The organism is Mesorhizobium sp. WSM4906 (assembly GCF_029674625.1).
Classification (GTDB): domain Bacteria; phylum Pseudomonadota; class Alphaproteobacteria; order Rhizobiales; family Rhizobiaceae; genus Mesorhizobium.
On sequence record NZ_CP121355.1, the window covers coordinates 4,690,122 to 4,711,991 of the forward strand.

The window sequence follows — 21,870 nt, forward strand, 5'->3', positions numbered from 1 at the left end:
TCCCGCAATGTATTGTTTTTGTTTGCCTTCCCGCCGCTAATCAGGGTGTCGCCCCGGTATCGCAAACTCCCGCAACTGTCGTCAGCGCGCAGGCTCTCTGTCGTCTCGGGGGTACGGGGCTCATCTGCCCTCCTGATCGGGCATGCGCGAGGCTGGCACGTCGACCAAGCGTACACCGCGGTAGATGACGATGCGCCCATCCACCCGCTCGTATTTCTTCTTCATGATTAGACCGAACGCCGTAAGCGAGATCGGCTTGCCGCCCTCGTCGACGGTGAAATCGACATAGGCCTGATAGAACTGCTTGGCTGTGAGCTCGGCCGCCGGATCGGGCACCACGCAACGGGCGCAGAAGGCGGACGTGCGATCCATCTCGTCGCGATACTCCTGCGTCTTCAGCCGCACCGCATCGGGGATGATAAGCCCCTCGCGTAGGAAGATCAGCACGCCTTCGATCAGCCAGTTCAGGATGCCCGGATATTCAGGAACGAATTCCGAAACCACCTCCTCGAATTCGCGCTGGTCGGCCTCGGCGATGATCTTCGACCAGTGGATGACGGCCATGCGCCGCCAGATACCGTTGTCCGTGCCCGATATGCGCGGATAGCCGTTGCCCGACATATGGCCGGTGAAGACCGGCCGGAAATCGAAGTATCCCTCGAACAGGTCGCGCACGGTGAAATGCTCGCCGCCGGTCAGATCCTTGACCAGGTTCTCGCGCAGATCCTCGCCCTCGGGCAGCTCTTTCACGCGCAGGAAACGGCGGCCGTAAAGCCGCGCCATGTCGGGATTGGCGGCACCGCCGGCCTTGCCTTCGCCGATGAAGGATTCCGAGGGCAGCGTGACCGCGACCTCGCCCAGCAACCGGCATAGCGTTTCCATGTAGACGGATTTGCCGTTGGCGCCCTTGCCGTAGTGGAAGAACAGCTTTTGCACCGTCAGCCCGACGAGTCCTAGGCCGGAGGCTACCTGGACCATGCGGCGAACGGCGTCGATTGGCAGCTTGTCGCGCACGAACTCATCCCATTTCGGGCATGTCGCTTCCTGGTCGTATTCCACAGGCACGCGCTGCGTGATCATGTCCTGGCGGCGATGCCCTTCCAGCACTTTCAGCTCGGCATCGGGGACGTCGATGAATTCGGGCACGTCCTCGCGATTGTCGTCGGGGTCGTCATAGGCGGGATTGCGGACACGCCTGCGGGTGCGGCGGAAGCAGAGCGTGTGGCTTGCGAGCGCCACCTTGAGCGGGTCGGCGTTGAACTCGTCGGGGCCGCGCTGGATATGCGGCGCCGCGCAGGCAAGCATGGCCTCGAGCTTGGCCTTGTTCTTAGATGACACGGCATGGGTCATGCGGCGGCTGACCCGCCGGGCAACATTCGCCTGCGCGGCTTCCGCAAGCTTCGCCAGACGCTTTTGCGCGGGCGTGCGCTCTTCCTCGGCGATCCTGCAGGCTTTCAGCCCGCTCTCGATCGCATGCTGTTCCGCTTCGGTCGGCTCGATAAAATCGACCTCGAGCGCGATGCGGCCGCCGACATTCTGGGCGATGGCCAAAGCGCGCGGCTCGCCGGTCTCGATATCCCAATGCGTGCCCGTCCAGACGGCAAAGGCCGCCCGCCGCGCCTTGGATTGCGCGCGCACCAGAAGGTCCTCGCCGAAATGGGCCAGCAACCTTTCGGCGTTGTCAGTGTCGGAATGGTCGAGCGCGGCGCAGGCCTTGACGACCTCCAGGTCCACCTTGCTGCCCTTGCGCGGCGCCGTGCCCGGCTCGCCGTCATCGGTATCAAGCCCAGCGGCACGGGCTTGCCGCGTCGCTTCGGCTAGTACGGCGGCGACCTCTTCGGGCATTGCGGATTTCTTTCGGCTCACGCGACCCTCGCTGCCTGCGCCGCCATCGAGGCGAAATCGCAGCCGGGGCGCGGCCAGACGATCGGGATCGCCCTGCCCTGCCGGGCATGCCTGGCGCGGGCTCGGGCCATGGCGGCCGCCGTCATCACGCGCTCGGAATCGGCATCGGCGAGCAGCACCAGTTCCTCGACATGATCGCCGACCCACATGGCGTCTTCCGCATCAGGATCGGGTCGAGGTACAGGCCCAGCCACCATCACCGGCCGCAGCACGCCTTTGCCGTCGGGCTTCTTCAGCGTCGGATGCGCGAAGCGCGAGGCCGCGTCAGCCGGCCCGGCCAGATTGCCGAGGTCGCCGGCGGCAAAATAGAACGTGTCCGGTCGCCAGTTTTCCCAGCAGGCAAAGGCGGCGCTATTCTCGATCCCTTCCCCGCCGACCCATCTGCGCGCCGATGGGTCGCCGAACAGGGGGATCAATCCGCCCTTTTTCGAGCCACGCATCTTCTTGGACGGCAGCAGCTCGCCGCTGGCAGGATCGAAAAGCTGCGGCCGAAATTTTGGCGCGCAGGCCAGATCGAGCCAAGTGATGTGGCAGCCGATTGCGTTAAGCGATCGATCGATCAAAGGCGCGATCATCGCGGGCCCGGCATGCAGGGCGACCGGCCGCCCTCGCGCGTCCTGTCCGTGCCAGTAAACAAGGTCGGACGCATAGCGAAGCCACCGCGACGAGCGGATTTCCCCGCATCCGCGCGCGGCAAGATAGTCGGACACCGGCTGCCCGTATCTACCGACAGGGGCGGCAGCGTCGTAGATCGCGCGAGCCTTTTGCCGCTCCCGTTCGCGGAACTGAAACTGAGTTCCTGATTTGCCAGCGGACTGCGTTTCGTTCTCCCGCCGGCGCTGCTCGATACGCTCCAGCCTTCGGCTACGTTCTTCCGCACCCTCCTGCTTAGCCTCGTCGGGTACCGACCGGCCAAGAACGATTGAGCAGGCTTCGAGAAAATGCGCGCGGCGGTGCAGGTCGAGGCCCTCGCAATGCGCCACCATGCCGATGCCGTCATTGCCGCCAGCGCCGCCGGCGCGGCAATTCCATTTGTTCTTGGCGGTGTTGAACGCGAAGGTGTCGGTGCCGCCGCAATGCGGACACGGTTGGGGATGCTCGTGTCGGCACCCGTTGAACCTCAAACCGAGCCTCTTGGCTGCACCCCCGATCGGCACAGCCCGCGCATCATCGACAAAGAGAGCCAGGGCGTCTTCCATCAAGTCTGCTCCCGTTCGGACAACGTCTTGACGCTATCGGCTGCCGTTCCAATATCTTCACCACAGCGCCACAGGCGCCCTTCGACAATTGGTGGATTTTTGCTTTCTGGCCGCGGCGAAGCGGCCGGGCGGAGGAGGCTATGGCTGACCGTTTTAACCCACCGCTCCTGGTGGCCGACGAATCTGGCTTGCGGACAATCTGCTGCGCGATGGACGCGATCGAATTTCTTGAGGAGTGGCCGCTGCAATGGCGTTGCAAGTTGCACCGTAGCGCCAGCGAGGCTTGCTGCGCAGCTTATGATGGACGCATGCCTGTTCGAGATGCCAGAGCTGCCTTTGAAAGCTGGGCGAAGATGGCGCATATCGCGGTAGCGCGACAACTCGAGGCCGTGCGGAAAGGCGGGATTTTCGAAATCTGCTGAGCGGGTCAAAACAGCGTCTCCTGCCGGGGCACGGGAGGACGGCCGACGAACATGTCGGGCTGCGCGTAGGTTTTTCGGATACGATCGCAGGCAAGTTGGAAGTAGCCTGCATCGATGTCGATACCGATAAAAGGTCTCCCCTGCTTTACGCAGGCTACGCCTGTGGTTCCGGACCCCATAAAAGGATCAAGCACAGTTCCAGCGGGCAGGAACTTCAAGCACCAGACCATTAGCTCTACCAGCTTCTGCGTCGGGTGAACCTTGCCATCCTGCAAAGCCTTTGCTCTTGGGTAGGTGAAAATCCGAGCGGCCCTGTTCTCATTGACCCAAGCAAATTCACAATCGGCCAAAGAGAAATCCCTTTGGCCTTTATCCCATACTAGCCAACGCATCGTCGGCGGTAGGTAGTCGGTGAAGTAATTGCCGCCCCAGATTATTTGCCTTGGTGCGATCTTCCGAATTTCATCGAATGTACGACGGTCAGGCCGCTCCTGATCCCACGCTGGCGCGCCGTAGGATTTCCAGCCGTTCTTGTCCGAACCGCCGGCCCCGTCGCCTTTGCCTTTCAAAAGCCCGCCATAGTTGATGCCATATGGCGGGTCGGTCACAACGCCGGCGACATTTGGCAGTTGACGCATCACCGTCAAGCAGTCGCCGAGGATCAAACGACAATTGCCTATGATCTCTTCGCGCTCGATCATTCGTTCTGGCCGATCCCCTCGCCGCCGCGCATGAACTTGCCTTCAGCGCTCAACAGCGCCCGCACTTGTTGCGCCGACAGGCCCAGGCGCCCCCTCACCTGCGCCATGCTCTGCCCCATCTCGAAGAGCAGCCGAACGCCTTCTGCCTGCATGGGCAGCGGCAGGCGGAACAGCTTGCGCGGGCAGATGCCTTCCGGCCTACCGAAGATTGCCAGCCTCTCAGACATTGACCGACCTTTCCGTTTCAGTGCTCTTCCCGTGAAACATTCCGGCGCTGTCCGGCCTCGGCGTGGCGGGCGGCGGCAGGTAGAAGGCGCGGAAGGAAAGCCTCAGCCAATCGCACACCGCAATGACCTTGGGCGCCGAGACGCTCTGGCCGTTGCAGATGCGGGAAATGTCGGAGGCGCTTACCCCGATGTCGACGGCACATACCCGCCAACCGCGACCGTCTTGCTCGAGCTTCACCCGCAAGAGCTTGCCCAATTCGTGATAGTCATAGGCAGCGAGCCTGACCATGCCTGACCTCCTTCTTGATAAACAAAGCCGGCTCCTCGCCGATCCAGGCGCAGAGCGCGAGGAACTCGTCGGCGCCCGGATCGCGACCGCGGGCGGCGCGAAAAACGGCCTCGACCTCGACATCGGCTTCCCTCGCCACGCGCGTCGGCGACTTGCCGCGATGGATGCGCCTGGCTTCGAGGAACAGCGCGAAGAGCGTGAAATCGACCGGCATCTGGCGGCTTTTCCTGCCATTTTCCGGCATTCTGACCGAGGAGGCGCGGCTCATCGCGGCGCCTCCTCGCCGCTGCCGATCCCGGCTTGGGAGGGTGCGGGACCGGCAAGGATATCGGGACCGAAGAGGTCGGGGCGCTGCGCATGGCGCGAGATGCCGGTGGCGCGCTCGATGTCGAGCACGCGTTCGGCCGGCACCCGCTTCCAGGAGTAGAAGGCCTGGTGGCGGATGCCCAGATGCGAGGCGAGCGCGCCCAATCCGCCAACCCTGGCGGCTGCGATTCTGACAATTTCGATCATGGCATGATGGTAGGTATTACCTACCTACTATGTCAACAGGCAATCGCTTGCAAAAAAGTAAGCAATAATTACTATGCTGCGGCATGATCGCGACGATACGCACCGACTCGACCACCCTCGGCCAGCGCCTGCGCCAGGCGCGGGAGGCCGCCGACCTGACTCAAAACGACGTCGCCGATCATTTCGGCATCAAGCGTGTCTCGGTCACGCAATGGGAGGCCGATACGACCCGCCCCTCGATGGAGCGGCTGCCTGAACTCGCCGCACTGCTCAAGACGAATGTCGCCTGGCTGCTCGATGCCTCAGGCGCGGCACCCGTGCCTGTCGTGCGCGAACCGAAGCCGAGGGCGGTACGCACGCCCATCATTCCCGGCGACGAGTTGGTTGGCGGCCGCGATCTGCCGATCTACGCCGCGGCGATGGGCGGCGAAGGCCACATGATCGTCACCTTCGAGGCGATCGACTGGGTGAAGCGGCCGGCGGTGCTGCAGAATGTCCGCGGCGGCTACGGCATCCTGGTGCGCGGCGAATCCATGATCCCCGCCTACTGGCCCGGCGACACCGCGCTGGTGAACCCGCATCTGCAGCCGGCGCGCGATTCCGACGCCGTGTTCTTCCACACTCCGCCCAAGGAGCGCGGTGACGAGGAAGCCATCATCAAGCGCCTGGTCGGCATGAACGATCGCGAATGGACGCTGGAGCAGTACCGGCCGGCGAAGACGTTTAGCGAGAGCCGAGTGGATTGGCCGATCTGCCATCGGGTGGTGGGAAAATATAACGCGCGGTGACCGGTATCTCCTGACTGCCCGGATCCGAAGAGACGCCGGAAACAGACGCCGGCGCAGCCACTCCAACATAGCTGCGCGCCTTCGCAAGGCGTCATCTTTTTGAAAAAAGCCAGCTATAGTGAGTCTCAGCAAGAGGGGGGCTTAGGTGGCAGAATTACTAAACCTATCATTCACCATCCAAATTGTGCTGGTTTCTGGCTTTTTCGCTTACAAGACGTCCGTAATAGGAAAAGTCAGCACTGACAGCACCGAGGATGTTCTATTCAAGGTTCTATCCTACGGTGCAGTGGGTAAAGTGATCGCGTTCATCCTGGCGGAACTCTGGAGAATTCAGGGTTTTGGATGGAGCTTAGATGGAACCAATTACGACATTGCACTCTCGGCTACGACCATGGCGTCTGCCATCTTTGCCGCGATGATGTGGCGCTTGTATGTTTCTCGGCTCTACAGCCAATTCATGCAATATTACGGCGTCTACCGGGACGATCACGAGCCAAGTGTGTGGAACTCAATTACCGGAGCTTCTGCTCTTTGGGATTGCGTTCATATCCACTTGGAAGACGGTAAAGTTTTAGAGAGCCATTTCCCTAAGTTGGATGCCAATCGTCCATTGCCGGGAGTCGTGCTGAATGAAGACGGTGTCTCGTTGTATGTGACCACCATCCACAGACCAGATGGTACATCAGCCGAATTTGAACAGGGTATTAATTCTGGCTTCGAGACGATTACTTATGTCCCTCGAGACCGAATTCAGCGGATGGAAATCTCCTGGAAGGTTCATCCCAAACGCCGAAGCTAACGGCGAACCTTGGGCGGGTTTCCACCGCTCCCGGAGCCTGTGGTAGGCGGCTTTTGCGACGCTTGTTCATGCCTGTGCGGTGTTGTCGTAATGGGCATCGCACTTTTCTGAGCGGGATCGATTGTGATTGACTTCGTGCCAACTATTTTAGGTTTATCTGTCATCGACGCTCTCCTTGTTAACCCTTGCTCTTTCGCGGATCCGCACCGTAAGTGCGTTCCTCGCGGATCTGCCCATTCGATTTATGCAATACCGCTTGGCCGAGGCCGCCAGCGTTCCGAGCCGCGTGCCCAGCCTTGATGGCCGCTGTTTCGGATGCCTTTTGCGTTTGATGGTTTGAAATAGTCTTGCCGTTCTGAGTTACCTTCCAGCCGTCCTTCGATGGCGATGAATGAAAGACGCTTCGCTTTGCCATTGAACCCTCCCCAGAACTGCCCAAAACTATACGCAACAATATAAACGCCAATTGCGGCGGGCACAATGGCCGCTGTCCCGAGGCTGCTAAGTTACAGGACCTCAACGTGACCGAAACTGTGCATACGCGTCCACAGAACTGGCCGCACAGTCGCTATGCAAGTGGCGCCTCGACTCCGTTGAACTGCGCCAAACGAGCTGCACCGTCTGGCGCCAAACGAGGCACTGCCCTCCCACTCCACTCGTGGACAGGGCGGGCGAACACGTACCCCGTAGACATCAAACGTTAGACGGCGCGATGTTACCGGCATGCGCCACTAGAGCTACAAGGTCATCGTGCGTCGTTCGTCTCCCCTCGTTCATCACACGCTCCCAATCACCATGAACGATGTCGAATACATATCTAATTTCCATATCGTTGTTTTCTTTTTCCATCAGGGACTTAAACGACGATTTACTGCTATTTGCCTCTACAAACTTTTTCAGTATGTTTTCGATATTTAACTCATATGCCCGAAACCGATTACTTCCTGCAACAAACATCGAAAGGTTGCTAGGTATAGCCTGTAGGGCGCCACGCCAGCTGGCATCCCCTTCCTTGTAATATGCAATCCCTAAAGGCAACAACAGACATAGGTCAATTGCTTGCTTATGCGGCCATGCCAAAGCTGCGTTCTCGATTAATGAAAGAACCCTTTTTATATCTCTGGCTTTTAGCTGGCAGCCAACGAAACTCACTTCCAGAAATTTCGCAACATCGCCGCCCGGTGCGCGCAATCCACGCTCAAGGATCCGTCGAGCGTGAACCGAAACGAAATTTGATATGTCAGGATCTGCCAACTTGTAAGTGCTTTCAAAGAATCGTTTTAGGTACTTGAAGCCGTCGAAGCCGGCACCGTACATTCCAGCTATGCTGTGCCTGAGTTGTTCAGAATTTGTCGCGAACACGAATGCGATGTTCGGCGCGCCAAACAAGTGTTTAATCCGCTCCAGCAATGCCACAGCATAGGAGGGTCGGCACCGGTCTAACTCGTCAACGATGACATAAAAAGGCAACGGCCTGTCACGGCCTATTGCCGCGACGGCACTTGTCAAACGCGTTTGGAATTCGTCCGCGGCTTTGCGCTTCTGGTTAAATTGATCGATCACCTTTTGGGTGCCCTGATCAATTACGCTCTCGATTTCGATCGTAACCTTCTCAGTGCCCGACTTAACAAGCTCTTGCACCAGAGTTGAGTTCTCTGTATCTCCCAAGATTGCGGGCTCATTCTTCAGAAGTTCATCAATCTCCTGACCAACATATTTCCTGACGGCAGTCTTCGCGACCCCGGATACAACTCTACCAAGAACTGGAATAGCACCCTGCTTGACGCCATTCCACGCACGCTGAATTGGACTGTCTTTGCTTATGAAAGGCGCTATCGCCTCGTCGATTGCAGCGAGTACTGCCACAAACGGGTCATCAAGGTAGTCATCCCGCCATGCATTGACCCTCGCAACAACGTGGCCGGAAAGTTGAAGTTGTTTCGCAAAGCAGTCCACGAAGAAAGTTTTCCCCGCTCCCCAATCCGCATCGATATTAATCGCAAACGAACCTCGAGCGCCTTCCTGGAGCCGGGTCCGCACCTGCCCGGCGATAAATCTTTCAAGAAAGTCAGCATCGCCGCGACGGTTGAGAAGATCGTTACGCCAGATTTCGTTCAAATCAGCCATGCCATCCCCATAATAAAGTTTCGCATCGTCCATCAACACCGGCCCCTCAGCCAGCACTTCAAAGTTCGTCTTCCACCGTTAAGTGGAAAAGAAAAAGAAGCCGCTTACGCCGTAGTCGTAGATCTCGACCTCGCTACCATTCACGGTCACCTCAAAGTGTGAACTGGATCCGTAATCGTAGCCGTCATAGTGGCCGTTCGAGCCGGGTTGCAGGTCGATGTGGCAGCTTTCTCCATAGTGGTAAAGGCTAGGTAGCGAGCCATCAATGTGACAACTGCTTGAGTAATCGTAGCCGTTCACTTGGCCGCCGCGCACCGTCACGTCTACGTTTACATATTTCGATTCGGCGTAGGAATATATCGACGTCACGTTGCGCTTGGAGAAGTCACTCAGTGCGATCGCGGCCACTGCCGCCCTTACGTGAGGTTTCAAGCTTATTCCTCCCTATCGTTTTGAGCGCCGCCAACCTGCAGCCACGGCTTCCGCCTCCGAGCAGAACCACCTCTCCCCTTTGGCCTGGTTGATGATAGTCACGCTGTAATATTTCTGCCCGGGCACATGGTAGATTCGCTCGCCGTCCGCCGAAATGTTGCCCTTGATGTTACAGCCGGCATTGCCGCCATCGAGCGCGAAAGTTGGTGTCGGCGTCGTCGGCACGTCGTCGCTGTGCTGCGCCCGCCAGTCCCAGGGCGTCTGGAAGGTGCCAACCCATAGGCCCACCTGCGCCGCCTGCGCCTTGGCCTGTTGCGCCGCATAGGCGCCGTTGCTGTATTTCGGCCAGACCAGCGCCTGCCCGTGCTCGACCATCCAGGCGGCCACATCGGCCCTGTCGGCGCGCGTGCAGGTGCCGACAAAGCGCCCGTAGCGATCCCATGTCACGAATGCGCATTGCACCGGCCTGGAAGCGGCAAGGAACTTGTCCAGCGCTTCGGCGGAGCGGCGGCCGCAGGGATATTCGAAGCCCTTTGCGTCGTCGCAATATTGCCGGCTCTCCGGCGCGTCGATGCCGTTGAAGCGAACGCGCTGTCCGTGGATCTCGATCGTATCGCCATCGATCACCGAGGCGACGCCGGCGATCGCTACCGGCCTCGGCTTGATGATGTTCTGCAGGTTGATTTCCGGCAGCGACCCGCTGTTGTGCATGACGAACTGCGTGACCAGGGCGGAGACGGCAGCGACCGTCACTAGCACGAGACGCAGCGGCACGCTGGCCCATCGAGTGGCGCGTGAGTGTTTCGCGCCAGTGCGGCGCCGCCACTGGTCAGAACGATTGTCGTAACCCGATCTGTCCAAGCCCTCTAACCCGCTGCCCTTATCTGAAGAGCTTCTTGAGGATGCTCCAGAAGCTGACCGTGGTCCGGTCATAAACCCGGTTGTAAGCGGCTCGCTTCGGATTTGTAATCCAGCCCATACCCCGCGGCGCTTTCAAGCCGAGCTGCTGCTTCACCATGCGCTTGACGGACGTTCGAGCGGCCAGGCTGCGTTTGATGCTTGGCTTCCGGATTCCGAACTTCAAAGCGTCCTACCTTTCACAGCCAATGCCGTCGTGGTCGCGATCCAGATGGTTGGGATCAGATCCGACAGGGACCGGACCCGCTACAACCGGGTTGTTCCCGGTACCGTTCTTGCAATCGAGGTCGCGTGTGCCGCCACCGCCTTGCTGCGCGGCGCCGACAAGTGGCATGCCGCGGTAGCGCTGGACAACCGCTGCCGATCGCTGCCCGTCGGCTTCGATATCCGTGTTGTTGCTGTTCGGATTGAATGGATCGACCGTCTGCAGAAGCGAATTGGTGTTGCTTGCGTCGCCGGACGCGAACGTCATCGCATCGTAATTATTCAAATAGTCGGCAGCACAGCCCGACAACAGCACCACACTCGCTGCGGCGAAATACGATCGCAAATCCACTGAGGTATCCCCCGACACCAATTGGCATAATGCTCCATTTGCATTTTGTTGTCGAATCCTCGTTGGACCGCTTGCTATTCGTGCCCCACTAAGGAAAGCTGCAACTCACATTGGGTTGGGGTTCAGCAATCAATGCGTCTTGGGCGATCAATATTACTCGCGAGTCTTGTGCTTACGGGGTGTCAGGAATTGCAGCCGGCCCAAGGGCCGATGTTGGCGCAAATTGGTTCGGTTTGTCAGCACGCTTACGGGTTCAAGCCCGGGACCGACGCCTATTCACAATGCGTTTTCCAGATCGATCAAAATCGTATCGCCAGCAATCGCGAGCAGCTTCACAGGATAAGCAAGAGCCTGTCAGACACGGGCGACAGCATGATGCAAAGCGCCACCGCAAACCGGCCGAGAATGTGCACCTCCACCCCACTCGCGGGCGGAGGCTTCATGACCAGCTGTACTTGATCGGGCAAGGACGGGCCAGCCGGTCACCGCAACAGGCCGTCGCTTTCAAAATCTTCCCAGCCACGCAATTTCGAGCCCGCCTCCTCCTCATCGCGCTTGTCGACAGCGTCCCGACCCTTCTTTTGCGCTCGCTTCAGGGCAGCCCTTGCGGCTGCGCGCTGGCGGTTCTCGGCGGCGGTGGCTGCGTCTTCCTCGCGCCAGATGGTGACCAGGTCGCGGTCGAGCACATCCTCAATGTGGCGCGGGTCGAAAACATGGAAGGTGATCTTTCTGGCGCGGCCGCGAAGCTTGACCGTTCTGGTCCCCGCGCTCTGCAGCCGACCGTCCTTCAGCCAGCGATGCCGTTCGCCGGACGAGATCGTCAGGATGTCCTCGGCTTCACGAGGGATAACCGGGAGGTTTTCGATGTCGCGCATGGCTTTGGACACGATAGCCGCTGCCGCTTGCACATCCGCATTGACGCCCTCTGGCAGGCGCAAGGTGAGCACCCGAGATTCGATGTGAAGCAGCTTCCTCAGAGGCGCGGGAAGGCGCGCGCGGATCTCGAGGAAAGTGCCCTTCGCCCGCACGGACGAGCCGAGCGTCGTCGCCGGAGACAGCGGCCACTCTGCCACCATCTTCCCAACTGGGTCTTTCTTTCGGCCGGCGGGCATCCTTCTAAATGGCGCTCCGATCGCGTTCGCTTCAAGGTAAAAACGTCAGCGAATTCCGCTTGGTTGCCACACTAGTTGAACCGACGGGCTGCCATTGCGTTGCAAGCGCAGGCAAGGCATCTACCCCTATTGGAGTTTCTCCTTCCGCGGAGGCTACGACCGAAACTCCTGGGTGCGCATGGATCACTTGCCGGTAAGCCCATCGGTGGCGGAGACCATTCAAGATGCCGGTGTCGATGTCGAGACCCGTAGCAGGGAAAAGCCGAGTGACCACGCACCCGCCTGGATCGACATCGGTTGAACCCGCTTACAATCACTCAAAAGATAAGGTGCTTCCGCCCTCGCCCGGTCTTTCTCGGGCAGGCCGCGAGAGCTTCCCGGCCCATCGGGACATCCAGGATCGTCTGCAGCTTCGCGAGTTGGTCGGGAAAGTTCTGCGCGAGGTATCTAACCACCCGCGCATTCTCCATCAGCTTATCGAGGTATGACCTTGCTGCCATAAGCTCGAGCGCCCACGTGCCATATAAGCTGGCACAGTACAGGAATTCATCATTCAGCGCGTCAAACTCGATTCCCATGGCAGCCAGCTGCTCGTCTGTAACGCCCAATAACCTCCTTCTCGGCCTGGACGGGTCCGCCAACTGCGATGCCGGGGTGAGTGTGCTGAGAAGTTGCGCATAGTGGAAGTTTGCCCGGTTCAGGGCGATCATCAGCCTTGTCGCTTTGAGCTGCCGTTCAGGAACCATCCTCCGCAACGAGGCGAAGACCTGGGGTGCCACATACCAATCCTGCAGGAGATCGAGGACCTCGGCAGAAATTCCGCTGATCAATGGCTTCGGTTCAACAGGTGGACACGGGGTGGTTTGCGAAGGTTTTTCGGCATTGATCCGCCTAGCCAGCGTCTTCGGCACTGCCGCGAGGCCTTCGGCCGACAGCAGGCGGCGGAACCGCTCCTGCTTCAACGGTTCTCGCATCGCTCCTGCTACCATCTCGAGCCGATCACGAGGGATCTGCGCCTCAGCCGTCAATTTGCGGGTTCGTTCGCATTCAACCTCATAGGTCTTGCACAGCCATGGACCGGTGAACAAGCGCGCGGGTTCGTACATCTTCTCCACTAGCGCGGCGTGCCTGGTGCGGCTGTTCTGCAGAACCTGGTAGGCGGCTTCCAGCCCCAAAATTTTGCCGCGTGCCTTCATGCAGCGCTCCCCACGGATGCCCGCTCAGCCAGCGCAACAAGTGGATCCAGGGACGGGAAAAGAAACGAATCCAACCTCATCCCATTGTTGACGTGGAAATCTCCCCGCATCTCGGCGATTTCATGCATCGGGACTATGAGGTAATCGCGAATGGCCAGATCGCCGGGATGCATTCGGATGAGAACGAAGATATCCGCCGGGACCTCTCCCAGGGCCTTCGAAGACCAGCGGGGATAGGCGCTGTGCGAGACGCGACAACGGGCGATCGCGATCACCGCGGTGAACTCGTCATTGATCCGGATGAGGCCCGTTCCTGAGTCCAGCGAGGCCTGCCCGCCCACCTCTTTGACCGCAATCAGCAGGTCTTCCATTACCTTGTGGCGGGTAGCTTCGAGGCGCTTGCGTAGATCGATGAAGTGACACTTCCTTGGCGGCAGGCAACCGACCAACCTGTATGCATTGAGCAGGCCTCCGAAACGCGATATATAGCGCCAGCTCGACGGGCATTCGGGCGCTGCCTTGATGATCGCATCAGACAACTTCCCCTCGCGTTTGTAGACACTGCGCAGGGCCGCCAGCAGTTCATCATCGCTCATGCGCGGGTATAGCAATTCTATTTTTTGCTGGGCCTTCTCAAACAATCTGCGATTTACGATCGGCTCAAAAGCGTTCTCAGCCCTTACCCATTGGTCCGGGGGATTCCACACCATCTTGCTTTTGAACTTGGTGCAGCGACGATTCCAGACGTTGTTGCCGATGTATTTCTCGTTGGTGAGGACGCGGCGCACCCCTTCTCGTTTCCATGGCCGGCCGAGGTCGTTCCAGATCCCCCGGGCATTCAGGTATCTCGCGATGTCGGCCTCATTTTTACGTGACCCGACAAAGAGGCGAAAGATCAGCTGAACAGTCGCTATCTCCTCTGGCGGCCCCGGAACGATGATGACACGGTCAGATTGTAGGTTTTTGTGTTCGTTGCGAGCGAGAACCAGCTTAGGGTTTCCGGACTGGTCGATCATCAGACGCCTCAGTCCGAGCCCCTGCAAGCCGCCGACGTGGAACCCCATCCCGGCCGCCCTCACCTGGCCCATGAAGACCCTCTGTGACAGCATCCGGCTATATTCTGCCGCCATGCTGCGCTTTATGGCCTTGAGCACGTCCGACCCGACGGTGCCGTCATTCCCGAATTGCTCGGCGCAAAACTCAATCCGAACGCCGGCCATCTGGCATCGATATTCGTAAGAGGCGCTTTCATCGATGTTTTGAAACCGGCCCCATCGGCTCACGTCGTAGACCACCACCGTTTCGAAATCGGCAAGCCCGTGCTCCACGTCAAACAGCAGCTTCTTGAGGCCGGGCCGGCTTTCCAGATGCAATCCGCTTCGGCCGGGGTCCTCATATGAGGCAACGATGGCGTAACCCATGACTTCCGCATAGCTGCGGATTGCTTCCCTCTGGTTATCAAGGGAATAAGTCTGGTGCTCGGTGGACATTCGCAGATATTGCGCCGCACGAACCACCGTCCGCCTCGCTTGAGGTTGGTTCGGGCCGCTGAAAGCTTGTCTATCGCTTCGCGTCGTCGTATCGAGCCTTGTTCCAGCGATTTTGCCACCTACCGGCTCCCTTGAAATAGGCCCGCGGGCGTGGCTGACAAGCTACGGAGACGGCATGCGCCGATACGTTGGGGTGATCCACAAAGAAAAAGACAGCGACTTCGGGCTGTCTTTACCCGACTTCCCGGGCGTGGTCACAGCCGGCCGGACGATGGCCGAAGTGCGCCGGCTCGCCGAGATGGCGCTCGCCTTTCATGTCGAAGGGCTTATTGAGGACGGCGAACCGGTTCCGGAGCCGATGCCGCTCGAGCATGCCGTGGTAGAGAGCGACGTGTTGGCCACAGTCCTGGTCCGTCTGCAGCTACGGTAAATCACCCGAGCTGAAAGCCCGCGCGTCTTTCGGCGCCCCAGAGCCTGTTCCGTCGCACTCCACGCAGCGCGCGCTAACGCCAGGACATCTACGATGATGAGTGCCCGCAGGGCAGCAATGGCCGTTGGAGCTTCGCCAGCTTGGGCAATCGAATATCATGCCGCTGCCGCCGCAGCGTTGGCACTCCGTTTCGGACAACGCGAGTTCCATGTCCCCACCCGTCGGCGACAGCGCCGCAAACCCCAACGTAAACTTCGGCTGGCCCCGCCAGCCAGCTGCAAACATTAGAATAAGGCAATTAAGGTTGTTCTAAAGCTTGCCGCGTCATTTGCCGGCATAGTTTCTCCTAAGCTGGCCGCAGCAGTATGAAAGGCATCATACGAGCTGCGTGGACGTTTGCGTTTTGGCCACCATGCTGTTCAACAGCCGGGAAACCATGACTCACTTCGTGAGCGGGCTTTGCCGCCGTTCCGCCGCAATGCGAGACCACTGCGGCCGGGTACGCCCCTGTTTCTTTTGGTCTTTGGGGCTTCGAAGGAGTTCTGGAGATGATGATCAAGAAGGTTTTCGTGGCGGTGTTGATGACCGCGGTACTTGCCGGATGCGAGACACAAACCGAGGGCCAGCAGCGGGCCACCACCGGCGCGCTGATCGGCGGCGCCGGCGGCGCCCTGGTGGGTCAGGCGATCGGCGGCAACACCAAGTCGACGGTGATCGGCGCTGCGAGCGGCGCCCTGCTCGGCGCCGTCGTCGGCAGCGCCACCACCCCGCAGCGCCGCGGCGAGCAGCTGTGCCGCTACCAGGACCGCTACGGCCGGATCTACACCGCGCCGTGCGACGACAGGTATTACAACGGCGATTATTGATCGTAGTCTGACCGGCGGGAGACCGGCGCTTCAGCGCCGGCTCCTTCGGCTTGTCATTCTTTTGCACGGTTTGCGGGATAAGAGGGTTTCGCGGCGGGCAGGAAGAGGTCGAGAATGACAAGCCTTGCCGGCGCCCTGAAAAATCGTGGAAAACATGCGGTGAAGCGGCTGATCGGATACGACAGCCGCAACTGGTTGCGCATCCGCCAGATCGAAGCTTTCACCACCTTCCTCGAAGCGGCCAACCGCAAGTCGCGCGACGTGATCGAGATCTCTCCAGGCTGGAACCGCTATTGGCGGGCGCTCTGTCCCGACTATCGCTCGGTCGACTTCCCGGAATTCGACATCTGCAAGGATCGTACCGATGAGCAATATTCCATCGTCATCGCCGACCAGGTACTGGAGCATGTCCAGCGCCCGCAAGCGGCGGCCGCCAACATCCACGCCATGACCAGGCCAGGCGGCTGGGCGATGGTGGCGGCGCCCTTCCTGTTTCGTGTGCATGCCCGCCCGCACGACTATAGCCGCTGGACGCCCGCCGGGCTGAAGCAGTTGATGGTCGAAGGCGGCTTCGCCGAGGACGACGTGCAGGCGTTCGGCTGGGGCAACAAAGCGTGCGCCAAGGCGCATATCGGCGGCCCGGTACGGGCCTACGGAGTGTGGCGAGATCTGAGCAACGACGAAGAATATCCAGTGATGGTATGGGCCTTCGCCAGAAGGCCTGGGTAACCTCGACCGGGGATAACTAGTCGAAGTCGGCCATATTGATCGTTCGCTATTAGCGAAGTTCGCGGGCCGCGGCCAACGCCATGATGCGCGTGAACTCAGCCAAATTGGCCTTGGCCGCGCTCTGTACGCATTCATCTTTAGAGTCTTCCAGACCTAGCTGCTGCCGGATATCGGCCTGGGCGGCTTCGGAAAGCGACCAGCCAAGAGGAATTGCGACATGGCAGCGCTTCAACCGAAGCTTAGCCTGCAAAACCTGCAGGCAGGCTGCTGACTTCGCCGCGCAGCCCTTGGCGCTTTGACTCACCAGTTGGTCGACGCTCTGGCGTGCTTGGTCCGCCCGCGCCTCGCGCGTGCCGCCATAGGCCCTGATCGGGGACATGAGTTCGGCAAACGAGATTGCCGGGGGTGTCGGCCCGGCGGTGGGGCCGGGACTGGGCCTCGTAACAGCCTCGCTCCCCTCGATTCGAATAAGTACGACCAGGAGCGGACTTTGCCCGGTGGCGCCTGCTCGCATGGCATCGACCAATTCCAGCGCTGTCGTAAGGCCCGAATTCTCGAAATACCCGCCATCCACTGCTCGCCATTCCCCTTCCGGGCAAGGAAGAGTAGCAGCGGGCGTAATCAGCGGGAAGCGCGCGCTGACCATCGCAGCGCCGATCAGGGTAGGGTCGCGACGGGGCGCGATGTCCGCCAGGGTCAGCAACTTGTTGCGGAGTTCCAATGGCGCGGCGGCAACGGCAGCCGGGGATAGGCAAGTCGCCGATCCTAGAGCCTGCGCGGGCCAGAAGCGCAGATGGCTTATTCCAATCCTGTGGCCGCTGGTGACATCCGTCGCCAGCAGGATCAGCGCGGGCTGGTCGCCGCTGGGTCCGGGCCATGCCGCCTTGAAACTGTCGTCCTGCAGCCAGGTTTGGGGCTGGCCGTCGTGGAGCAAACCACTGAACAAGGCCCTGTCGTGAACAGTGAAGTTCCCCTGCTCTGCCCAGACTAGGCCAAGACGCCGCTCAAGACCCGTGGTTCGATCACCCCAAGGGCGCTGGAGCGTTTCGGGCGAAGCCTTACCGCTAGTGCGCCATAGGGAACCGGGAAAAAAGCGCATTGGGAGATCGGCGAATAGGAAGCCCCGCAATGTTGGACCGAGGAGATCGGTGCCCATGGCCTGCACCGCCGGGGATCGCGCCGACGCGAAAAGAGCGATCGAGGCACAGTCGGGACCGACTGCGGGCAGAACCGGTGCGGCAGCCGAAAGTGCCGCGCCAAGACTGCCGCCGGACACGCCGATGCTCGCGAAATGATAGCGCCGAAACGCGCTGCATTGGGTGCGCAAGGCTTCTATCGCCAACGCGGTCATATAGCCGGCGCGCGCCCCGCCGCCCTCGGCGACCACGACGAACGCGACCGGGTTGTCGCGCCGCTGCGGGCTCGTCAACCATTGGCCGAATGCCTGATCGGCCGCAGGTGGAAGCGCTAGCGATGGCTCGAGGCGGTAGGCGATCTCGTGATTGTCGTCGAGATCGAACCAAGACAGCAGAAACGCCCAGCCGAGTAGGAGGGCGATCAGGGGAAGCCTGAGCAGCAGGCCGAGACGCCAGATCATAACGATCACGAATGCCACTACCACCAGCCATCCGGCTATCAGCGCGGCCGGCGGCGGCTCGACAGCAAACCCGAAGGATCCGATCGAGAACGGCACCAGCAGGAAAAGGAGGACCGGCATGCCGAGTGACCAGGCCTCTTCGGGGAGGCTGCGCGCAAGGGCTCGATCATGGCCCGAAGCAGACAGGGGCGACAGGGCATGAACGGGCATGAAGATCGCGAGCAATGCGAACGCAAGGCACATGATGATGAAAAACCAGCCGGCCCAACTCGAGGTGCCCGCCTGCCAGCATGTATAGGAGGCCGACAGCAGAGGAGCCGCGAACAGTATGCCGGGCAACCAACGCGCCCCCTGATACTGTCGCCGGAGCCCTTCGTCGATCGCGTCCATTGCCAGCGTCCGGAGCATCAGACCCAGGAAGGCGCAGGCATAACCCCATACGAGATAGGAGCCGAGCTGCAACGCCACGCCCGATTCGTTGGTCGCACGAACGGTCTCCAGGCTTTGATCCTGCTGCAGCAGGAGATGATAGACGAGCGCCACCAGGAGCGGCGCGCGCACCGTGAGCAGCAGCTTGCCGAGAGCCGGCCAAATGAAGGCGAGCAAGAGCGTCGCTCCGCAGCAGACGAGCATCCGCCCGCCGAGCGTGCCCCCGCTCGCCTTTCCGGCAATGACGGCGGCTAGGGCGAGACTTGCAAGACTGAACCAGAGTGGCCGCGACAATCGCCATCTCGACTCCTCTGGAGCCGATGCGTGGATGAGCCACAGCACAAAATCTTCGGATACCCACCGCGCACGGTCAGATAGCGACAGGAGCGGACGACGGGTCAGGATAAACACTGCGCTAAGAACCGCCCAAGGAACGCCAGCAAGTGGAAGCCAGGCGCGGATCGCTGGCGAATTAACCACGGAGGGCAAGATCAGAAGCGCCCCGAAGTATATGATTAGGGGCGGCGCCCAGAATCTCCACGACAGCGCAGACAGTTGCAGCACTACCGCGGACCGCGAGGATGGAGTTGCGCGCAGCTCAGGATGTTCACGAAGAAACTGGCGAAGGGCATTTCCGTGCAGAGTCAAGGTCTGCTCGGCCGGGCTCAGCTTCTGGGGCGAGGACCGCCCCGGATTGTCCCCGTCGTTGCGCTCATCTTTATCCATGGAGGCAAGCCTCTACACCTAAAGGTTGCCTCATCATGACGAGCATCGCCACCGCCGGGCAAGCCAATTTTGTCGAGGACGCCGAGCAACGCTTCTTTGGGCTCCGTACTCGTTGATCAAAGGCCAGAAGTGACGGATGCGGAAATGGGGCGATGACAGAGAAGACGACGGCTGAGCTTCGGCGCGACACATAAAATGAACCGACAGCGGCTTTTGAGAACCTCACTCTTCATGAATGACCGATGTGAAGGCGAAGCGTCCATAGCTGAGACTGTTTCGAACCTCAGGAGGCCATCGAAACTTCAGCCTCAAGCATCGGAACGATCCCGTTGGCATAGAGAATGACGGCATCTTCGAACTCGCCGCTTATGGGATCGCCAGTCCGGCTGAAGGCCACAACGCCGGCCGAGCAACACGCCAGTTTCTCGGCCAGTCGCAAAGCATGCTCGACATCTTGGACCTCCACCGCCTTTCCAGCGGCGATCGCTCCTTTGGGCGTGAAATCGAAACTCTGGACAACAAAATACGTCAGCAACACTGCCTCCTTCGCCGCGACAGTGTGACTCACCGGTTAGAACAAAACAAGTACAAAGCGGCACATCGATCCACAGGATCGCAGCGGCGACGCCAACCTACACAGCTTGACAATGTAGGTAGGCATCGCCTACCTTTCACTCATCGGAGTAGGCAGATGAAATCAATCCTTGATGTGCAGCAGACCTGGGGTACTCGAGCCGCTCGGGCCGTAGAGGATCAATGCCCCCGCGCAAGCGAGGTCTTCGCCCTTTCCTGCCCAGGCACCTACCGTCTCATCGACCTTGCTGCGAATGACAGCCGCGACGGTGGGGTCGCCGAGGTCGATTTTGTAGACGGCGATCATCACAGCCACTTCACCTTCGCTGATCTCCAGCTTCGAACAGATTTTCGTGCCGGCGATCGCCTGCCCGAGATAGGACATCACGGTCATCTGCTTGTCGCTGTAGGCGAGTGCCTGCCCCGCAGCGGTAAGCCAAAGAACCGCAGCAGCACACACCAGTTTCCACACGCAAATCCCCCTGCCCCTGCCTCGCGTTCGAAAAGCTACCACAGGGCCGCAACGCTCGCGAATGGGCTGCCGCACGCGGCCTTCTTCGCCGCCTTGCTGTTCTGCGCCGCCGTCACGCTGGGCGCCTTCTGACGCACCCGAAAAAGGAGACCGACCTTGCAGCAAATCAGCAGACACGCGTCCGACAAACGCCCGGCTGCCTTCCCGGAAGCATTCGTCGAAACACATCCGCGCTGCTTCGAAATGTCCGAGGCCATGCGGGACCTCTACGCCGTCAGCGGCGGCGTGAAGCCCGAAGACCTCATCCGCGCGGGTTTCACCAGCTCGGAAATAATCGAGTTCCGGGACAATGCGGCGAGGCTGGCGGTGCTGACCAGCACCAAGCAACTGACCATCCGTCCCGATCTGCTTGAGGACATGATCGAAAAGGCCAGGCATGCGGCACCGAATCGTCTGCCGCTCCCGGCGGACGCGGAACCCACGCAAGGCCTTGTCCAGGCCTGGGGCGAATACTGTGCCGCCAGGGGCGCCCTTCAGCTCGACCCTTGGGCCGGTCAGCGCGAACGCTGCATGGCAGTGCTTTCGAGCTATCTGAAGTCGCTGCCGATCCTTCCTGCAATTCGGACGAGGGTTCTGCAGGCGGTTGAGGCCGCCATGCCGAAGGTGATCCAATGATCCCGGAGCAAAAATCCCACTCAAGCAAGGCTCCCGTGATCCCGACTTTCAAGCCCGACGGATCGGCCTTCGACCTCATCGATCCCCAGCCATCCGACATCAGCTTCGGCGATATGGCCAACACGCTTTCCAAGCTTGCGCGGTTTAACGGGCTCTACCGTTGTCCCGCCTATTCGGTCGCTCAGCATTCCGTCATGGGAGCCGATGCGCTCTATCGGGAGTCCGGCGACGGCGTGGCTGCAGGCTATTTCCTCCTGCATGACGGGCATGAATATGCGCTCGGCGACATCACCAGGCCGGCGGTCGACCTCATCCAGCATCACATTGCCCGGCTGGCAGAAGAAGCTGGGGTGGAAGGTGCAGGCTTCGTCGACCGGCTGGCGCACCGGGCGCTCGCCTCGGTCAAGCGCAGCATCGATGTGGCAGTGTATCAAGCCGCCGGGCTGCCCAACATCAATACAGTGTCTCAGTATGCTCGGCAGATCCGCGAGATGGACGATCGCATGCTGGTCGCGGAGGCAACGGCTCTATTCGGCGCCAGCTCGCGCAGCACATGCCTGCCGCGCGTCTCGCTGCCTCCGCCAAAGCTGGTAGGGGCCATTGTGCCGTGGGGCGCGATGAAGGCGGAGCTCGCCTTCATCGACCGCTTGCAGCGCTATGTCGGCATTGCGGCGCGAGCTCGTTGAGGGAGACAGTGCG

General features: G+C 60.3%; 26 protein-coding genes. 8 read left to right on the forward strand and 18 right to left on the reverse strand.

The window, feature by feature from the left end:
* Positions 1-120: 120 nt before the first annotated feature.
* A complete protein-coding gene (locus tag QAZ22_RS22580) occupies positions 121-1,845 on the reverse strand; it encodes a phage/plasmid primase, P4 family (protein WP_278202908.1) in 1,725 nt (574 codons plus the stop codon).
* Between the two features lie 17 nt (positions 1,846-1,862).
* Positions 1,863-3,104, reverse strand: a complete 1,242-nt coding sequence (locus QAZ22_RS22585) for a P4 alpha zinc-binding domain-containing protein (protein ID WP_278202909.1) — start codon at positions 3,102-3,104, stop codon at positions 1,863-1,865.
* Between the two features lie 140 nt (positions 3,105-3,244).
* Here QAZ22_RS22585 and QAZ22_RS22590 point away from each other — a divergent pair, with 140 nt between their 5' ends.
* Positions 3,245-3,526 carry a DUF982 domain-containing protein gene (locus QAZ22_RS22590; protein WP_278202910.1) on the forward strand — a complete coding sequence of 94 codons (282 nt, stop codon included), beginning with the start codon at positions 3,245-3,247 and terminating at the stop codon, positions 3,524-3,526.
* 5 nt (positions 3,527-3,531) lie between these two features.
* Here the strand turns inward: QAZ22_RS22590 and QAZ22_RS22595 are convergent, their stop codons facing one another.
* The 5 genes from QAZ22_RS22595 to QAZ22_RS22615 are packed head-to-tail and all read right to left on the reverse strand — an operon-like array spanning position 3,532 to position 5,256.
* Positions 3,532-4,227: a DNA methyltransferase gene (locus tag QAZ22_RS22595; RefSeq protein WP_278202911.1), complete on the reverse strand. Its 696-nt coding sequence runs from the start codon at positions 4,225-4,227 to the stop codon at positions 3,532-3,534.
* Positions 4,224-4,454, reverse strand: a complete 231-nt coding sequence (locus QAZ22_RS22600) for a hypothetical protein (RefSeq protein WP_278202912.1) — start codon at positions 4,452-4,454, stop codon at positions 4,224-4,226. Before QAZ22_RS22600 ends, QAZ22_RS22595 begins: the two co-directional genes overlap by 4 nt.
* Complete coding sequence (locus QAZ22_RS22605; RefSeq protein WP_278202913.1) at positions 4,447-4,743, reverse strand: hypothetical protein; 297 nt, start codon at positions 4,741-4,743, stop codon at positions 4,447-4,449. The genes QAZ22_RS22600 and QAZ22_RS22605 overlap by 8 nt, the downstream gene beginning before the upstream one ends.
* Complete coding sequence (locus tag QAZ22_RS22610) at positions 4,721-5,011, reverse strand: hypothetical protein (RefSeq protein ID WP_278202914.1); 291 nt, start codon at positions 5,009-5,011, stop codon at positions 4,721-4,723. The genes QAZ22_RS22605 and QAZ22_RS22610 overlap by 23 nt, the downstream gene beginning before the upstream one ends.
* Entirely contained in the window at positions 5,008-5,256 is a 249-nt protein-coding gene (locus QAZ22_RS22615) for a Cro/CI family transcriptional regulator (RefSeq protein WP_278202915.1), read from the reverse strand. The genes QAZ22_RS22610 and QAZ22_RS22615 overlap by 4 nt, the downstream gene beginning before the upstream one ends.
* Before the next feature lie 83 nt (positions 5,257-5,339).
* Here QAZ22_RS22615 and QAZ22_RS22620 point away from each other — a divergent pair, with 83 nt between their 5' ends.
* Both QAZ22_RS22620 and QAZ22_RS22625 read left to right on the forward strand, forming a co-directional pair.
* Positions 5,340-6,044, forward strand: a complete 705-nt coding sequence (locus QAZ22_RS22620) for a helix-turn-helix domain-containing protein (RefSeq protein ID WP_278202916.1) — start codon at positions 5,340-5,342, stop codon at positions 6,042-6,044.
* A 145-nt stretch (positions 6,045-6,189) separates the two neighbouring features.
* Positions 6,190-6,843 (forward strand): hypothetical protein, encoded by a 654-nt coding sequence (locus QAZ22_RS22625; protein WP_278202917.1) that lies wholly within the window; start codon positions 6,190-6,192, stop codon positions 6,841-6,843.
* Positions 6,844-7,021: 178 nt separating this feature from the next.
* On the opposite strand, the gene QAZ22_RS22630 is transcribed toward QAZ22_RS22625, so the two are convergent.
* The 8 genes from QAZ22_RS22630 to QAZ22_RS22665 all read right to left on the reverse strand — a co-directional run bounded on the left by QAZ22_RS22630 (position 7,022) and on the right by QAZ22_RS22665 (position 14,674).
* Positions 7,022-7,258: a DUF2188 domain-containing protein gene (locus tag QAZ22_RS22630; protein ID WP_278202918.1), complete on the reverse strand. Its 237-nt coding sequence runs from the start codon at positions 7,256-7,258 to the stop codon at positions 7,022-7,024.
* A gap of 278 nt (positions 7,259-7,536) precedes the next feature.
* Positions 7,537-9,003, reverse strand: a complete 1,467-nt coding sequence (locus tag QAZ22_RS22635; RefSeq protein ID WP_278202919.1) for a P-loop NTPase fold protein — start codon at positions 9,001-9,003, stop codon at positions 7,537-7,539.
* Positions 9,004-9,048: 45 nt separating this feature from the next.
* Complete coding sequence (locus QAZ22_RS22640) at positions 9,049-9,402, reverse strand: hypothetical protein (protein WP_278202920.1); 354 nt, start codon at positions 9,400-9,402, stop codon at positions 9,049-9,051.
* A 12-nt stretch (positions 9,403-9,414) separates the two neighbouring features.
* Positions 9,415-10,176, reverse strand: a complete 762-nt coding sequence (locus QAZ22_RS22645; RefSeq protein ID WP_278202921.1) for a thermonuclease family protein — start codon at positions 10,174-10,176, stop codon at positions 9,415-9,417.
* 316 nt (positions 10,177-10,492) lie between these two features.
* Positions 10,493-10,876, reverse strand: a complete 384-nt coding sequence (locus tag QAZ22_RS22650) for an excalibur calcium-binding domain-containing protein (protein WP_278202922.1) — start codon at positions 10,874-10,876, stop codon at positions 10,493-10,495.
* Between the two features lie 482 nt (positions 10,877-11,358).
* Positions 11,359-11,952, reverse strand: a complete 594-nt coding sequence (locus QAZ22_RS22655; RefSeq protein WP_278202923.1) for a hypothetical protein — start codon at positions 11,950-11,952, stop codon at positions 11,359-11,361.
* A gap of 353 nt (positions 11,953-12,305) precedes the next feature.
* Positions 12,306-13,184: a plasmid partitioning protein RepB C-terminal domain-containing protein gene (locus tag QAZ22_RS22660; RefSeq protein ID WP_278202924.1), complete on the reverse strand. Its 879-nt coding sequence runs from the start codon at positions 13,182-13,184 to the stop codon at positions 12,306-12,308.
* The gene (locus QAZ22_RS22665; RefSeq protein WP_278202925.1) at positions 13,181-14,674 is read right to left on the reverse strand and encodes a recombinase family protein; all 1,494 of its coding nucleotides are present in this window, start codon (positions 14,672-14,674) and stop codon (positions 13,181-13,183) included. Before QAZ22_RS22665 ends, QAZ22_RS22660 begins: the two co-directional genes overlap by 4 nt.
* 175 nt (positions 14,675-14,849) lie before the next feature.
* Here QAZ22_RS22665 and QAZ22_RS22670 point away from each other — a divergent pair, with 175 nt between their 5' ends.
* The 3 genes from QAZ22_RS22670 (at position 14,850) to QAZ22_RS22680 (ending at position 16,699) form a co-directional block, all read left to right on the forward strand.
* On the forward strand, positions 14,850-15,104 hold the full coding sequence (locus QAZ22_RS22670) for a type II toxin-antitoxin system HicB family antitoxin (RefSeq protein WP_347566919.1): 255 nt from the start codon (positions 14,850-14,852) through the stop codon (positions 15,102-15,104).
* A gap of 548 nt (positions 15,105-15,652) precedes the next feature.
* Positions 15,653-15,970, forward strand: coding sequence for a YMGG-like glycine zipper-containing protein (locus QAZ22_RS22675; protein WP_278202926.1), 318 nt, complete (start codon positions 15,653-15,655; stop codon positions 15,968-15,970).
* 114 nt (positions 15,971-16,084) lie between these two features.
* Positions 16,085-16,699 carry a methyltransferase domain-containing protein gene (locus QAZ22_RS22680; protein ID WP_278202927.1) on the forward strand — a complete coding sequence of 205 codons (615 nt, stop codon included), beginning with the start codon at positions 16,085-16,087 and terminating at the stop codon, positions 16,697-16,699.
* Between the two features lie 49 nt (positions 16,700-16,748).
* On the opposite strand, the gene QAZ22_RS22685 is transcribed toward QAZ22_RS22680, so the two are convergent.
* From QAZ22_RS22685 to QAZ22_RS22695, 3 genes are all read right to left on the reverse strand, one after another.
* Complete coding sequence (locus QAZ22_RS22685; RefSeq protein WP_278202928.1) at positions 16,749-18,902, reverse strand: hypothetical protein; 2,154 nt, start codon at positions 18,900-18,902, stop codon at positions 16,749-16,751.
* A gap of 832 nt (positions 18,903-19,734) precedes the next feature.
* Positions 19,735-19,986, reverse strand: a complete 252-nt coding sequence (locus tag QAZ22_RS22690) for a hypothetical protein (protein ID WP_278202930.1) — start codon at positions 19,984-19,986, stop codon at positions 19,735-19,737.
* A 162-nt stretch (positions 19,987-20,148) separates the two neighbouring features.
* Complete coding sequence (locus tag QAZ22_RS22695) at positions 20,149-20,496, reverse strand: hypothetical protein (protein WP_278202931.1); 348 nt, start codon at positions 20,494-20,496, stop codon at positions 20,149-20,151.
* A 156-nt stretch (positions 20,497-20,652) separates the two neighbouring features.
* Between QAZ22_RS22695 and QAZ22_RS22700 the strand changes: the two genes are divergently transcribed.
* Positions 20,653-21,171: a hypothetical protein gene (locus QAZ22_RS22700; protein ID WP_278202932.1), complete on the forward strand. Its 519-nt coding sequence runs from the start codon at positions 20,653-20,655 to the stop codon at positions 21,169-21,171.
* The gene (locus QAZ22_RS22705; protein ID WP_278202933.1) at positions 21,168-21,857 is read left to right on the forward strand and encodes a hypothetical protein; all 690 of its coding nucleotides are present in this window, start codon (positions 21,168-21,170) and stop codon (positions 21,855-21,857) included. The genes QAZ22_RS22700 and QAZ22_RS22705 overlap by 4 nt, the downstream gene beginning before the upstream one ends.
* Positions 21,858-21,870 lie beyond the last annotated feature (13 nt).

Bases quoted from the DNA above. Each gene is read 5' to 3' on its own strand.
- QAZ22_RS22580 (WP_278202908.1), bottom strand. From the start codon at position 1,845: ATGCCCGAAGAGGTCGCCGCCGTACTAGCCGAAGCGACGCGGCAAGCC.
- QAZ22_RS22585 (WP_278202909.1), bottom strand. From the start codon at position 3,104: ATGGAAGACGCCCTGGCTCTCTTTGTCGATGATGCGCGGGCTGTGCCG.
- QAZ22_RS22590 (WP_278202910.1), top strand. From the start codon at position 3,245: ATGGCTGACCGTTTTAACCCACCGCTCCTGGTGGCCGACGAATCTGGC.
- QAZ22_RS22595 (WP_278202911.1), bottom strand. From the start codon at position 4,227: ATGATCGAGCGCGAAGAGATCATAGGCAATTGTCGTTTGATCCTCGGC.
- QAZ22_RS22600 (WP_278202912.1), bottom strand. From the start codon at position 4,454: ATGTCTGAGAGGCTGGCAATCTTCGGTAGGCCGGAAGGCATCTGCCCG.
- QAZ22_RS22605 (WP_278202913.1), bottom strand. From the start codon at position 4,743: ATGGTCAGGCTCGCTGCCTATGACTATCACGAATTGGGCAAGCTCTTG.
- QAZ22_RS22610 (WP_278202914.1), bottom strand. From the start codon at position 5,011: ATGAGCCGCGCCTCCTCGGTCAGAATGCCGGAAAATGGCAGGAAAAGC.
- QAZ22_RS22615 (WP_278202915.1), bottom strand. From the start codon at position 5,256: ATGATCGAAATTGTCAGAATCGCAGCCGCCAGGGTTGGCGGATTGGGC.
- QAZ22_RS22620 (WP_278202916.1), top strand. From the start codon at position 5,340: ATGATCGCGACGATACGCACCGACTCGACCACCCTCGGCCAGCGCCTG.
- QAZ22_RS22630 (WP_278202918.1), bottom strand. From the start codon at position 7,258: ATGGCAAAGCGAAGCGTCTTTCATTCATCGCCATCGAAGGACGGCTGG.
- QAZ22_RS22635 (WP_278202919.1), bottom strand. From the start codon at position 9,003: ATGGACGATGCGAAACTTTATTATGGGGATGGCATGGCTGATTTGAAC.
- QAZ22_RS22655 (WP_278202923.1), bottom strand. From the start codon at position 11,952: ATGGTGGCAGAGTGGCCGCTGTCTCCGGCGACGACGCTCGGCTCGTCC.
- QAZ22_RS22660 (WP_278202924.1), bottom strand. From the start codon at position 13,184: ATGAAGGCACGCGGCAAAATTTTGGGGCTGGAAGCCGCCTACCAGGTT.
- QAZ22_RS22665 (WP_278202925.1), bottom strand. From the start codon at position 14,674: ATGTCCACCGAGCACCAGACTTATTCCCTTGATAACCAGAGGGAAGCA.
- QAZ22_RS22670 (WP_347566919.1), top strand. From the start codon at position 14,850: ATGCGCCGATACGTTGGGGTGATCCACAAAGAAAAAGACAGCGACTTC.
- QAZ22_RS22675 (WP_278202926.1), top strand. From the start codon at position 15,653: ATGATGATCAAGAAGGTTTTCGTGGCGGTGTTGATGACCGCGGTACTT.
- QAZ22_RS22680 (WP_278202927.1), top strand. From the start codon at position 16,085: ATGACAAGCCTTGCCGGCGCCCTGAAAAATCGTGGAAAACATGCGGTG.
- QAZ22_RS22705 (WP_278202933.1), top strand. From the start codon at position 21,168: ATGATCCCGGAGCAAAAATCCCACTCAAGCAAGGCTCCCGTGATCCCG.